Here is a 12,422-nt window from a genome sequence, read left to right on the forward strand (position 1 = left end):
AGCGCGCCCCCGCCGCCCGGCTACGGGCAGCAGCAGCCCCCCGTCGCGCCGCCCGGCTACGGTCAGCCGCCGCAGTCCCCCGCCCCCGCCTCCCCGTACGGAACGCCTCAAGGAGTCCCGCAGCAGGCCGCCGCGCCCGGTGTGGCCGCCGCGCTGGAGAAGTTCCGCGAGGCCCCCACCGGGCAGCGGTGGACCTTGCAGAACAAGAAGCTGGTCCGCGTCGATCTCGGCGCGGGCGGCGAGCAGCCCGTGCTCGCCCGACAGGGCAGCATGGTGCTCTACCAGGGCAAGGTCGAATTCGGCTACAAGGGCGCCGGATTCGCGGGCCGTGTCGTCGGCAACGTCACCGGCCAGGAGATGCAGCTCATGCGCTGCACCGGCCAGGGCCAGGTCTTTCTCGCCGAGAACGCCACCTACCTGCACCCGATCGAGCTCCAGGGCGACGCGATCTGCGTCTCCGCGGAGAACGTCCTCGCCTTCGACGAGAGCCTCCACCACGAGGTGCGCAGGATCGAGGGGCACGGCATCCCCGGTGGCGCGCTGTTCGTGCTGCAGTTCCAGGGCACCGGAACCGTCGTCGTCAAGACACACGGCACGCCCGTCGTGCTGCCGGTGACGCCCACGACGTTCGCCGACTGCCACGCCGTCGTGGCCTGGTCGGCTGCGGCCCAGGCGATCGTCTCCAGCCAGGTGCGGATGCGCCGCAACGCCTTCCCCGGACACAGCGGGGAGAGCGTGAACCTCCAGTTCCGGGGCGCACCCGGCAACTTCGTCGTCGTCCAGCCCTACGAGGTCTGAAGGAGCCCGTCATGAACCAGCCGATCGCGGGCTTCGCCCCGACACCGGTCCGCGCACGCATGGAGAACCACGGCAGCAACATCCTGAAGGTCGCCATGCAGACCGGGAACGACCTCTACGCGCGCGTGGGCTCGATGATCGCCTACGAGGGGTTCGTCCAGTACGAGCCGAACCCGCCCGCCGTCCGGCAGATCGCCAGGGACTGGATCACCGGGGAGGGCGCTCCCCTCATGAAGTGCTCCGGCGACGGCCTTCTCTACCTCGCCGACTACGGCGCGGACGTCGTCGTCATCAACCTCGCCGGCGACTCCCTCTCCGTCAACGGCACCAACCTGCTCGCGTTCGACGCACACCTCCAGTGGGGCGTCGAACGCGTCAAGGGCCTCGCCAAGTTCGCCGGACAGGGCCTGTGGAACATCAAGGTCGGTGGCCAGGGACACGTCGCGCTGACCACACGCGGCACTCCCATCGTCGTCGACTGCGGCCGCGGCGAGGACGAGACGTACGTGGACCCCGACGCGCTCATCGCCTGGTCGCCCAACCTCAAGGTGAAGGGCAAGCGCAGCTTCAGGGCCGGTTCGCTCATCGGTCGCGGCAGCGGAGAGGCCTACCAGATGGGCTTCTCCGGTGAGGGAATCGTCGTCGTACAGCCCAGTGAGGACAGCACCGACCGCCTCCGAGTCCGGGGCTGAGGGGGAACGAACACACCATGCAGAGCCCGCTTTTCGCGCACACCGAGCAGCAGAGCCAGGAGCGCTACACGGTGCAGAACCCGCAGATGCTGCGGGTGACGCTGCAAGGCCACGACGACATCCTCGCCCGCAAGGGCGCGATGGTCGCCTACCAGGGGCTCGTCGAGTTCGACGGCGAGATCCGGACGGCCGGGCAGCACCGTGCACACGCGCGCACCGGCGAGGGCCTCGATCTGATGCGCTGCCACGGGCAGGGCACCGTGTACCTCGCGAACCTCGCCCAGCACATCCACGTGGTGGATGTGGAGCAGGAGGGACTGACCGTCGACAGCGCCTATGTCCTCGCCATGGACTCGACGCTGCACCATGAAGTGATCGCCGTGGACAGTCAGTTCGGCATTTCCGGCTCGGGCAAGTACCAGCTCAACGTCACCGGGCACGGCAAGGTCGCCCTGATGACGTCCGGTCAGCCGCTGCTGCTCCATGTGACCCCGGACCGTTACGTCAACGCCGACGCGGACGCCGTCGTCGCCTGGTCGACCGGTCTACGGGTCCAGATGCAGGCCCAGACGCATTCCTCGGGCGTCTGGCGGCGCCGGGGCAGCACCGGCGAAGGCTGGGAGCTCAGCTTCATGGGCCAGGGCTACGCGCTCGTCCAGCCCAGCGAGCTGCTGCCACCGCAGTACGCCGACATCGGTGAGGGTCTCGCCGCGCAGTACGGGATGGGCCGGCACGGCGCCCGGGGCCAGAACCAGGGCAACGTCTGGAGCTGATGTTCCGGCGGGGCAGGACTTGTAAGGGGCGGGCCCCAGGCGCCCGCCCCCTGCAAGTCCACCAGTCCACCGGTCCACCAGTCCACAAGTCCGCAGGCCCGTGCGTCGGCCCGTGCGTCCGCACGCGCGTGCGCACCGTCTACAGGCGCAAGCGAGCCGCCTCCACCAGGCGGACCACCGAGGTGTCCGCCACCGCCGCCACCTCGTCGTACGGGAACCAGCGCAGGTCGAGCGACTCGTCGCTGATCGTCTCCGTGGCGTCCGCCGGGGCGAGCGCCGCGTACTGGACGTCCAGGTGCTCGGTGCACGGGCCCGGGATCGGGTGCCGGTCCAGACGGACCGGGCCGCCGTCCAGGAGCGTCAGGCCCGCGATACCCGACTCCTCCGTCGCCTCCCGCAGCGCCGCCGCCCTCAGCGTGGCGTCGCCCGGCTCGCAGTGCCCGCCCATCTGAAGCCACATCCGAAGCTTCTTGTGGAGCGTGAGCAGCACCCGCCCGCGCGCGGGGTCGATCACCAGGGCGCTGGCCGTCAGATGCCCCGCCGTGCACGGCTTGGCCATGGCGGCCTCGCCGTGCTGGGACAGGTGGTCCAGGTAGGCCCGGCGAAGCTCAGGCTGGTCCTGATAACTCTTGAGCACCAGGACCGCGTCGTCGTACAGGCTCACTCGGTGTCGTCGTCCTCGTCGGTGTCGGTCTCGGGTGCGTCCTTCTTCAGGTTCGGCTTCTCGCCGGAGCGGCCTGCCGCTTCGCCGAGCATCTTGTCCAGCTCCGAGAAGTCGGGCTGCTCACGGTGGACGAAACCGTCCGGGTCGTCCAGGTCGGACGCCGTCGGCAGCATGTCCGGGTGCGCCCACAGGCCGTCACGGCCGTCCACTCCGCGCGCGTCCGTGAGCGAGGCCCACAGCCGCGAGGCGTCCCGCAGGCGGCGCGGACGCAGTTCGAGGCCGATCAGCGTCGCGAACGTCTGCTCCGCGGGGCCGCCGGTCGCACGGCGGCGGCGCAGCGTCTCGCGCAGCGCGTCGGCGGACGACAGGCGGGGCTTGGCCGCCGCGTGGACCACGGCGTCGACCCAGCCCTCGACGAGCGCCAGAGCCGTCTCCAGGCGCGCCAGGGCGGCCTTCTGCTCGGGCGTGTCCTCGGGCTGGAACATGCCCTGCTGGAGGGCTTCCTGGATCTGCTCCGGGTTCTGCGGGTCGAACTGGCCGACCACGTCCTCCAGCTTCGTGGTGTCGACCTTGATCCCGCGCGCGTACCCGTCGACAGCGCCGAACAGGTGCGAGCGCAGCCACGGCACGTGCGAGAAGAGCCGCTGGTGGGCGGCCTCGCGCAGGGCCAGGTAGAGGCGGACCTCCTCCTGGGGGACGCCGAGGTCCTTGCCGAACGTCTCGATGTTGAGCGGCAGCAGCGCCGCCTTGCCCGCGGGGGCCAGCGGCAGGCCGATGTCCGTGGACCCGACGACCTCGCCGGCCAGCACACCGAGGGCCTGCCCGATCTGCGAGCCGAACATGGCGCCGCCCATGGAACGCATCATGCCGAGCAGCGGGCCCGCCATGGCCTGCATCTCCTCCGGCAGCACGTCGCCCATGGCGATGCCGACGCGCTCGGCCACCGGGTCGACCAGCTCCTGCCACACCGGGAGGGTCGCCTCGACCCACTCGGCGCGGCTCCAGGCCACCGCGGAACCGGCGCCCGACGGCAGCGACGTGGCGTCGTCCAGCCACAGGTCGGCCAGGCGCACGGCCTCCTCGACCGCGCCGCGCTCGGCCGGGCCGACGCTGCGGTCCTTCACACCGCCCTGCGTGCCCTGGGCGACCGTCTGCCGGGCGATGTCCTTGGCCATCTCCCAGTTCACCGGGCCGCCCTCGTGCGAGAGCATCTGGCCCAGCTGCTGGAACGCCGCTCCCAGGTCGGTCGGGTTCATGGAACCGAACATGGCCGCGAACGGGTTGTCGGCGTCGGAACCGCCCGGTCCGCCCGCGCCGGGCAGGCCCGGGAACCCGAAGCCGAGGGGGTTGGCCGGTCCCTGACCGCCACCGCCCTGCTGGTCCTTCTTCTTGCCCTCGTCGCCGTCGTCCGGCTCCTCCGGCGGAAGGCCGAAACCGAATGGGGTGTCACTCACGGGAATCCTCGGCTGGTAAGGCCGCCGGTTTCTTCGCCCGGCGGCGACTGCCCGACTACACGTCCAGCGTAGACACCATGACCGGATCGGGCCTCGGTGCTCCGCCGACGCGCTGCCTGCGGCAGGATGGATGCCTCCTGGTACGCACGCGTCATACACGTACGTACTGAAGACAACCGCTGGAGACACCGGGTGAGTTCCACAGATCCGCAGGTTCGCGCAGCGCGAAACCCCTCGACCAGCCGGGCCCCGCGCGGGCCCGTCGTGGCCGTCACCGGCGCCGCGTCCGGCGTGGGAGCCCTCCTGACCGAGCGGCTCGCCGCCTCCGAGGCGATCAAGCAGGTGCTCGCCATCGACGAGCGGCGCGGCGAGTGCGCCTCCGCGACCTGGCACGTCCTGGACGTACGGGACCCCGCCATCGCCGAGAAGCTGCGCGGCGCGGACGTCGTCGTCCACCTGGCGCTCGACCTCGACCTGGAGTCCGACCCGGCGGCCCGTACCGCGTACAACGTACGAGGTACGCAGACCGTGCTGACGGCCGCGGCGGCCGCCGGTGTGCACCGGGTCGTCCTGTGCACGTCGACCATGGTCTACGGCGCGCTCGCCGAGAACGAGCTCCCCCTGGCGGAGGACGCGGAACTGAGGGCCACGGCGGAGGCGACCGGCGTCGGCGACCTGCTGGAGATCGAGCGGCTCGCCCGGCGCGCGCCCCGCGCGCACCCCGGCCTCAATGTCACCGTGGTGCGGCCCGCCGTGCTGGTGGGCGGCACCGACACGGCCCTGACGCGTTACTTCGAGTCGCCGCGTCTCCTGGTCGTGGCCGGGTCCCGGCCCGCCTGGCAGTTCTGCCATGTGGAGGACCTGTGCAGCGCCCTGGAGTACGCCGTCCTGGAGAAGGTCGACGGCGAGCTCGCGGTCGGCTGCGACGGATGGCTCGAGCAGGAGGAGGTCGAGGAGCTCAGCGGGATCCGGCGCATGGAACTGCCGTCGGCCGTGGCGCTCGGCGCCGCCGCGCGACTGCACCGCATCGGCCTGACCCCGTCGCCCGCGGGCGACCTGGCCTACACGATGTACCCCTGGGTCGTCAGCGGCAGCCGCCTGCACGACGCCGGCTGGCGCCCCGAGTGGACCAACGAGGAAGTCCTCGCGGAACTGCTCCAGGAGGTCGCGGGGCGGCACACGGTGGCCGGGCGGCGGCTCGGGCGCAAGGACGCCACGGCCGCGGGCGCGGCGGGGGCGACTGTGGCGCTGCTGGGCACGGCGGCCGTCGTACGGCGGGTACGCAAGGCCCGGCGGCGCATCTGACCGCCACGCCAGCCGCCTGCGGTGCGCCCGGCCGCCCGACCGACCGCGCCCGACCCGCCGCGGGCCCGACCGACAAGGCCCGACCCGCGCTCGGGCCCGTGTCCGCAGGGGCCTGTGTGAGCCTCCAAAGCGCCGCGCGCGCGTGCGTTCGAAAACGCCATTTCCCGTTGTCGGCGGTGTGCGGCACGATGAATCCATGGCACGCACCACGAACGATCACCCCGGTGAGCAGGCGGCGCAGGACCCGATCCGGCTGCTCGCGATCCGCGAGACGCCGCTCTCCGTCGACGAGGTCTTCCGGGCCGTGGGCGACGACGCCACGGGCGGCACCGCGCTCTTCGTGGGCACGGTGCGCAACCATGACGGCGGCGCCGACGTGGACGCGCTCGGCTATTCGTGTCATCCGACCGCCGAGGCGGAGATGCGCCGCATCGCCGAGAAGATCGCGGCCGAGTTCCCGGTTCGCGCGCTGGCGGCCGTCCACCGGATCGGTGACCTGGCGGTCGGTGACCTCGCGGTCGTCGTCGCCGTGTCGTGCCCGCACCGCGGCGCGGCCTTCGAGGCGTGCCGCAAGCTCATCGACGACCTCAAGCACGAGGTGCCCATCTGGAAGCACCAGAAGTTCTCCGACGGCACCGAGGAGTGGGTCGGGGCCTGTTAGAGGCGTGGGCCGGGGCGTGTTGGTTTTCGCGGCCCCGGTTGCGTAACCGGTCGCCCGGGGCGAGCGTTGACCGTGCAAAACGGTTAATCTGCTGATCAGTCAGTTGTGATGGTTCTGGGGTCGGAGGTCGGCATGGCAGCGCTCCTGTGGCTGCTGATTCCGGTGGCCGCCGCGGTCGGTGGCGGCCTGTGGGGCACCTGGGCCGGACGTAACCGCCACAAGACGGGCGATGTGAACGAGCTGAGCGGCTACGCCCGCTTCCGCGAGGCCATGGAGAAGCAGCACTCCGGAACCTGACGGCGGCCCCGCGCGGGGCGGCTCCCCGTACGGCCCGGCCCCGGGGGTGCGCCCACAGGTGTGTCCCGTACTGTCGTTTCATGCCACGCCGCACCGCGACGATGCTCGCCTCGACCCTGATCCTGATCGCGCTGCTCTGCGCGGGGGTGCTCATCAAGGTGCCCTACTCGGAGATGTCCCCGGGACCGACGGTGAACACCCTCGCTGACCACGACGGCGAGCCGGTGATCCAGATCCCCGACCACAAGACGTACGACACGTCCGGTCACCTCAACATGACCACGGTCCGTGTCACCAGCGCCGACTTCAACCTGAACCTGGTGTCGGCGGTCTACGGGTGGCTGGCGCACGACAACGTCGTGGTGCCGCACAACACGCTCTACCCGGACGGCCAGACCGAGCAGGAGTCCTCGCAGCAGAACGCCGAGGAGTTCAGCCAGTCGCAGGAGAGCGCCAAGGTCGCCGCCCTCGACGAGCTCGGCATCCCCGTCAAGTCCTGGGTGATCGTCTCCACGGTCGTCAAGGGCGGCGCGGCGCAGGGCAAGCTGCACGCCGGGGACGTCATCAAGGCCGTCGACGGCACCAAGGTCACCCAGCCGGACGACGTGGCCAAGCTCGTCACCAAGCACAAGCCCGGGGAGCGGGTCACCTTCACCGTCGTGCCCGTCAAGGAGGCGGACGCCGCCGAGAAGGAGCACAGGCAGCCCACTCGCACCGAGAACGTGACGATGACGACGAAGAAGGCCGAGGACGGCCGGGCGATCGTCGGCATCCAGGCCGGCACCGACCACACGTTCCCGTTCAAGATCGACATCAAGCTCGCGGACGTCGGCGGGCCCAGCGCGGGCCTGATGTTCTCCCTCGGCATCGTCGACAAGCTCACCGCGACCGATCTGACCGGCGGCAAGTTCGTGGCCGGCACCGGCACCATCGACGACAACGGCAAGGTCGGTCCCATCGGCGGGATCGGCATGAAGACCATCGGCGCGCGCAGAAAGGGCGCACAGTACTTCCTGACGCCCAAGGAGAACTGCGCCGAGGCGGCCAAGGGCACCCCCGACGGGCTCACCTTGGTCAAGGTGGGCACCATCGACGACGCCCTGGCCGCCCTCAAGGACATCCGCAGCGGTGACACCAGCGCTCTGCCCACCTGCGGCAAGAGCTGAGCCGCACCGAGGTCGAGCCGAACCAGGCCGAGCCGCACCAAGGTCGAGCCCTGGCCGAGAGCTGACTGAACCGCCTGTCACCCGGCGGACGTCAGGCCCCGCCGCGTGTCACTCCGCGAACGTGGCCGCCAGCGCCTCGGCCAGACCGGGAACCAGGTCGGCGCCCGTGAGCACCTCCGTCGTGGCGTCCTTCTCGCGCAGCCGCAGAGCCGAGTCGCGGCTGCCGTCGCGCAGCACGCCGACCGTCATCCGGACCTCCTGGCGGTCCGGATGCTCGGCGACCCACGCGGCGAGCTTCGCGTCGCTCAGCCCCTCGGGGACGGACGCCTCCGCCGACGGCGGCAGCATCAGCCGCTCCACCGTCAGGGCGCAGCCCACGACGGCGTCGGGCCACGCGATCGTGCCGAGGAACTCGTCCAGGGCCTTGCCGGCCGGGATCTCGTCCTGCTCGACGGGTGTGAGACCGGAGGTCTCCTGCTCGCCGTCGAGACCGAGCTGGTCGGCGAGGGAGGGTTCCTGGGCGCGCAGTGCTGCGGTGTCGACCAGGGCGAAGAGGCGGGCGGGCTGGTCCCAGCCGAGGCCGGAGGCGTACTCGTCGATCTCGAGGACGGCCCGAGTCAGGGGGCTCGCTGCCATGGGAGTGTTGGACATGGTCACAATCCTGCCTCTTTCCTGGCCGAATCCGGGAACTGAGTAAAGCGTCAGTAAGTTGCATAGGAGATGGGTCCGCGATCTCGCGGGCCCTACCGATCGATGAGCGAACTTCGAGGTGCGCACCTTGGCTTTCCAGATGCCGGACCGCGGCGGGGGCCCGACGGGGCCGCGGATGAGAGTGGGACGACCCTCCCGGCGGGCACGGACGCTGCTGTTGACGCTTGGCGTCCTGGCCGTGCTCGGCATGGCTTTTGTCATGTTTGCCGGGTTCTGGACGGACTGGCTCTGGTACCGCTCGGTCAAGTACTCGTCCGTGTTCACGACGACGCTCTGGACGAAGATCGGCCTGTTCTTCGTCTTCGGCCTGCTCATGGCGCTCGCCGTGGGGGTGAACGTGTGGCTGGCGCACCGCATGCGCCCGCCGTTGAGCGCCATGTCGATGGAGCAGCAGAGCCTCGACCGCTACCGGATGGGCATCGCCCCGTTCAAGAAGTGGCTGCTGATCGGCATCACCGCGCTGGTGGGCCTGATCGCCGGCGCGTCGGCCGCCAGCCAGTGGCGCACCTGGCTGGAGTTCGTCAACGGAGTGCCGTTCCACCAGACCGACCCGCAGTTCCACATGGACGTGTCGTTCTACGCGTTCGACCTGCCCTGGTACCGCTTCCTGCTCGGCTTCGGCTTCGCGGCCACCGTCATCGGCCTGGTCGCCGCCGCGCTGACGCACTACCTGTACGGCGGTCTGCGCATCACCAGTCCGGGCGCCCGCGCCACGGGCGCGGCGACCGGCCATCTGTCGGTCCTGCTCGGCATCTTCGTGGCCCTCAAGGCGGTCGCGTACTGGCTCGACCGGTACGGCCTCGCGGTGAAGTCGAGCGACTTCAAGGCGACGGACCACTGGACGGGCCTGCGCTACGTCGACGCGAACGCGTACCTGCCCGCCAAGACGATCCTGTTCTGCATCGCCGTCATCTGCGCCCTGCTGTTCTTCGCGACACTGTGGCGGCGCACCTGGCAGCTGCCCGTCATCGGCTTCGGCCTGATGGTCCTCTCCGCGATCCTCATCGGTGGCCTCTACCCGGCGATCGTGCAGAAGTTCCAGGTGGAGCCGAACGAGCAGGCCAAGGAAGCCCCGTACATCGCGAAGAACATCGAGGCCACCCGCAGGGCCTACGGCATCGACAAGACGCAGGCCGTCGACTACCGCGGCAAGAGCGCCAGTGACGACGCCGAGAAGCAGCGTGCCGACGCCGACAGCGCGGGCAGCTACCGCATGAACGACCCCAACATCGTGTCGCCGACGTTCCAGCAGCTCGAACAGCAGCGGAAGTACTACCAGTTCCCGCGCACCCTGGACGTCGACCGGTACAACGGCAAGGACACGATCATCGGTCTGCGCGAGCTGAACCTCAACAAGCTCGACAAGCGCAACTGGATCAACGACCACTTCGTCTACACCCACGGCTACGGCGCGGTGACCGCGGAGGGCACGGCGACGTCCGAGGGCGCCCCGAAGTTCACCGAGTCGGGCCTGCCGACCGGCGGCAGCCTCGGGGCGTACAACCAGCGCATCTACTACGGCGAGAAGACGACGCAGTACTCGATCGTCGGCGGCCCGCAGAAGGAGCTGGACTACGAGCAGGACGACGGCACGCAGAAGAAGACCAGCTACCAGGGCAAGAGCGGGGTCAACCTCTCGAACCCGATCAACCGCGCGGCCTACGCGGTGGCCTTCAGCCAGCCGCAGATCCTCTACTCGGGCGCCATCGGCGACGGGTCGCGCATCCTGTACAACCGCACGCCCAAGGAGCGCGTCGAGGCCGTCGCGCCCTGGCTGACCATCGACGGCGACCCGTACCCGACCATCGTCGACGGCAAGATCAAGTGGGTGGTCGACGCCTACACGACGTCGAACGGGTACCCGTACGCCTCCCGCACCACCCTCGGAGACACCACCGCCGACTCGCTCAACCAGGGCGACAGCCAGCGGGCCGTGATGGCGCAGCAGAACCAGGTCAACTACATCCGCAACTCGGTGAAGGCGACCGTCGACGCGTACACGGGACAGGTCAAGCTCTACACCTGGGACGAGAACGACCCGGTCCTCAAGACCTGGAAGAAGGCGTTCCCCGGCACGGTCGAACCCAAGAGCGCCATCCCGCAGGACCTCAAGGAGCACCTGCGCTACCCGCAGGACATGTTCAAGGTCCAGCGTGAACTGCTGAGCCTCTACCACGTGACCAACCCGGGCCAGTTCTACAACGCGTCCGACGCCTGGCAGGTCCCCAACGACCCGACCAAGAAGGACAACAGCGCGGTCCCGCCGTACTACCTGTCCCTCAAGATGCCGGGCCAGAGCGGCCAGCAGTTCTCGCTGACGACGACGTTCACGCCGAGCGGGCGGCCCAACCTGCGCGCGTTCATGGCGGTCGACGCGGACGCCACCAGCAAGGACTACGGGACGATAAGGCTCCTGAGAGTCAGCGAGGACAACGTCCAGGGGCCCGAGCAGGTGCAGAACAAGCTCAACTCCTCCAACGACGTGGCGAAATGGGTCCGCGACATGAAGGGCGCCGACTCGACGGTCCTGTACGGCAATCTGCTGACGGTCCCGCTCGACAAGGGCTTCCTCTACGTGGAGCCGATCTACGCCCAGGGGCGTAACGCCGAGTACCCGTTGCTGCGCAAGGTCGCGGTCTCGTACGGCGACAAGCGGACCGGTTTCGCGAACTCGCTCACCGACGCGCTCAACATGGCCTTCGGGGTGAACGGCTCCTCGCCGTCCCAGCCGGAGAAACCCGGCGGGAACACGACGCAGCCGACCGAGAACCCCACGGTCAAGGCGGCGCTCGCGGACGCGGAGAAGGCGTTCTCCGACGGCCAGCAGGCCATGAAGGACGGGGACTGGAAGGCGTACGGCGAGGCGCAGGACCGCCTCAAGGACGCCCTGCAGCGCGCGGACAAGGCGCAGTCGGCGCAGGAGAAGGCGACCGGAGGCGGCAAGAACGGCGACACCGGCGCCAAGAGCGGCGGCAAGTCCGGCGACAAGCCGGGCTCCGGCGGCTGACCGGTCAGGCCGCGCCCCCGCGCCGTGGTACGGTTTGGACACAACGGCGCGGGGTGGAGCAGCTCGGTAGCTCGCTGGGCTCATAACCCAGAGGTCGCAGGTTCAAATCCTGTCCCCGCTACTGATGATCGAAGGCTCGGAGGCTACGGCTTCCGGGCCTTCGGTGCGTCGGTGACCGGGAGGTCACGGGCCGCTGGCATGTGCGAACTCTGTACCAAGTACGTGCGAAGCGTGCTCCTCCCGGGGGGAGTTGGGGATTCTGTGTTTCACTTATCTCTCTGTGGGCATGTCGACAAAACGCTGAAGTGACCTCACTGGCTGCGGTATACCAGGTGTACCCAGGTTGCAGGTGGTGCGACGATGGACGTTATGGGGGACAAGGCAACTCTGTTGGAGACAGGGCGGTTTGTGCAGCCGACCGGCCGGGACGAACCCGGCGAAGCCGGACAGGCTGTGGAAGAAGCACGCCGGCGACTGGCCGCGGAGGCCGGGGATGTCGAGGCGATGAGCGTCCTCGGCGCCATGCTGCTGCGCCGCGGTGACCTCGACGGAGCCGAGCCGCTGCTGCGCAAGGCCACGTCCACCGGCGACCGCGCCGCCGCCAACAACCTGGGCGTCCTGCTCCACCAGCGCGGTTACGCCGACGAGGCCGCCGGATGGTGGCGCATCGCCGCCGTCGCCGGCTCCGCCGCCGCGGCGCACGCGCTCGGCCGCCACCACCGCGAGCGCGGCGACGAACCCGCGGCCGAGTACTGGCTGCGCCAGTCCGCCGAACAGGGCCACACCCTGGGCGCGTACGCCCTCGCCGATCTCCTGGAGCACCGCGGCGACGTGGGCGCCGAGCGGTGGATGCGCGCCGCCGCCGAGCGCGGGCACCGCGAGGCCGCCTACCGC

The 12,422-nt window shown here is 70.0% G+C and carries 12 protein-coding genes and 1 tRNA gene; 10 read left to right on the forward strand and 3 right to left on the reverse strand.

Annotation, left to right across the window (positions count from 1 at the left end):
* The 3 genes from OFY01_RS10765 to OFY01_RS10775 form a co-directional block, all read left to right on the forward strand.
* On the forward strand, positions 1–798 hold a 798-nt coding region (locus tag OFY01_RS10765), incomplete at its 5' end, for an AIM24 family protein (RefSeq protein ID WP_266598667.1).
* An 11-nt stretch (positions 799–809) separates the two neighbouring features.
* On the forward strand, positions 810–1,490 hold the full coding sequence (locus OFY01_RS10770; protein ID WP_266598669.1) for an AIM24 family protein: 681 nt from the start codon (positions 810–812) through the stop codon (positions 1,488–1,490).
* Positions 1,491–1,507: 17 nt separating this feature from the next.
* Entirely contained in the window at positions 1,508–2,263 is a 756-nt protein-coding gene (locus tag OFY01_RS10775) for an AIM24 family protein (RefSeq protein WP_266598671.1), read from the forward strand.
* Between the two features lie 139 nt (positions 2,264–2,402).
* Here the strand turns inward: OFY01_RS10775 and OFY01_RS10780 are convergent, their stop codons facing one another.
* Together OFY01_RS10780 and OFY01_RS10785 are read right to left on the reverse strand one after the other, a co-directional pair.
* Positions 2,403–2,927: an NUDIX hydrolase gene (locus OFY01_RS10780; RefSeq protein WP_266598675.1), complete on the reverse strand. Its 525-nt coding sequence runs from the start codon at positions 2,925–2,927 to the stop codon at positions 2,403–2,405.
* A complete protein-coding gene (locus tag OFY01_RS10785) occupies positions 2,924–4,381 on the reverse strand; it encodes a zinc-dependent metalloprotease (protein ID WP_266598677.1) in 1,458 nt (485 codons plus the stop codon). The genes OFY01_RS10780 and OFY01_RS10785 overlap by 4 nt, the downstream gene beginning before the upstream one ends.
* Before the next feature lie 192 nt (positions 4,382–4,573).
* Here OFY01_RS10785 and OFY01_RS10790 point away from each other — a divergent pair, with 192 nt between their 5' ends.
* The 4 genes from OFY01_RS10790 to OFY01_RS10805 all read left to right on the forward strand — a co-directional run bounded on the left by OFY01_RS10790 (position 4,574) and on the right by OFY01_RS10805 (position 7,810).
* Positions 4,574–5,686: an SDR family oxidoreductase gene (locus OFY01_RS10790; protein WP_266598679.1), complete on the forward strand. Its 1,113-nt coding sequence runs from the start codon at positions 4,574–4,576 to the stop codon at positions 5,684–5,686.
* 196 nt (positions 5,687–5,882) lie between these two features.
* Positions 5,883–6,347, forward strand: coding sequence for a molybdenum cofactor biosynthesis protein MoaE (locus OFY01_RS10795; protein ID WP_266598681.1), 465 nt, complete (start codon positions 5,883–5,885; stop codon positions 6,345–6,347).
* A 132-nt stretch (positions 6,348–6,479) separates the two neighbouring features.
* Entirely contained in the window at positions 6,480–6,644 is a 165-nt protein-coding gene (locus tag OFY01_RS10800; protein ID WP_266598682.1) for a hypothetical protein, read from the forward strand.
* Positions 6,645–6,724: 80 nt separating this feature from the next.
* Positions 6,725–7,810 (forward strand): YlbL family protein, encoded by a 1,086-nt coding sequence (locus OFY01_RS10805; protein WP_266598683.1) that lies wholly within the window; start codon positions 6,725–6,727, stop codon positions 7,808–7,810.
* Between the two features lie 108 nt (positions 7,811–7,918).
* On the opposite strand, the gene OFY01_RS10810 is transcribed toward OFY01_RS10805, so the two are convergent.
* A complete protein-coding gene (locus OFY01_RS10810; RefSeq protein WP_266598685.1) occupies positions 7,919–8,467 on the reverse strand; it encodes a PPA1309 family protein in 549 nt (182 codons plus the stop codon).
* A 133-nt stretch (positions 8,468–8,600) separates the two neighbouring features.
* On the opposite strand from OFY01_RS10810, the gene OFY01_RS10815 reads away from it, so the two are divergent.
* The 3 genes from OFY01_RS10815 to OFY01_RS10825 form a co-directional block, all read left to right on the forward strand.
* Positions 8,601–11,528 (forward strand): UPF0182 family membrane protein, encoded by a 2,928-nt coding sequence (locus tag OFY01_RS10815; RefSeq protein WP_266598689.1) that lies wholly within the window; start codon positions 8,601–8,603, stop codon positions 11,526–11,528.
* Positions 11,529–11,575: 47 nt separating this feature from the next.
* Positions 11,576–11,649: transfer RNA gene (locus OFY01_RS10820), tRNA-Met, on the forward strand.
* A gap of 239 nt (positions 11,650–11,888) precedes the next feature.
* Positions 11,889–12,422: tetratricopeptide repeat protein (locus OFY01_RS10825; RefSeq protein ID WP_266598687.1), on the forward strand; the 534-nt coding region annotated here is incomplete at its 3' end.

The sequence above is a fragment of the Streptomyces beihaiensis genome (assembly GCF_026274175.1).
Classification (GTDB): Bacteria; Actinomycetota; Actinomycetes; order Streptomycetales; family Streptomycetaceae; genus Streptomyces; species Streptomyces beihaiensis.

Bases quoted from the DNA above. Each gene is read 5' to 3' on its own strand.
- OFY01_RS10805 (WP_266598683.1), top strand. From the start codon at position 6,725: ATGCCACGCCGCACCGCGACGATGCTCGCCTCGACCCTGATCCTGATC.
- OFY01_RS10800 (WP_266598682.1), top strand. From the start codon at position 6,480: ATGGCAGCGCTCCTGTGGCTGCTGATTCCGGTGGCCGCCGCGGTCGGT.
- OFY01_RS10770 (WP_266598669.1), top strand. From the start codon at position 810: ATGAACCAGCCGATCGCGGGCTTCGCCCCGACACCGGTCCGCGCACGC.
- OFY01_RS10815 (WP_266598689.1), top strand. From the start codon at position 8,601: ATGCCGGACCGCGGCGGGGGCCCGACGGGGCCGCGGATGAGAGTGGGA.
- OFY01_RS10795 (WP_266598681.1), top strand. From the start codon at position 5,883: ATGGCACGCACCACGAACGATCACCCCGGTGAGCAGGCGGCGCAGGAC.
- OFY01_RS10775 (WP_266598671.1), top strand. From the start codon at position 1,508: ATGCAGAGCCCGCTTTTCGCGCACACCGAGCAGCAGAGCCAGGAGCGC.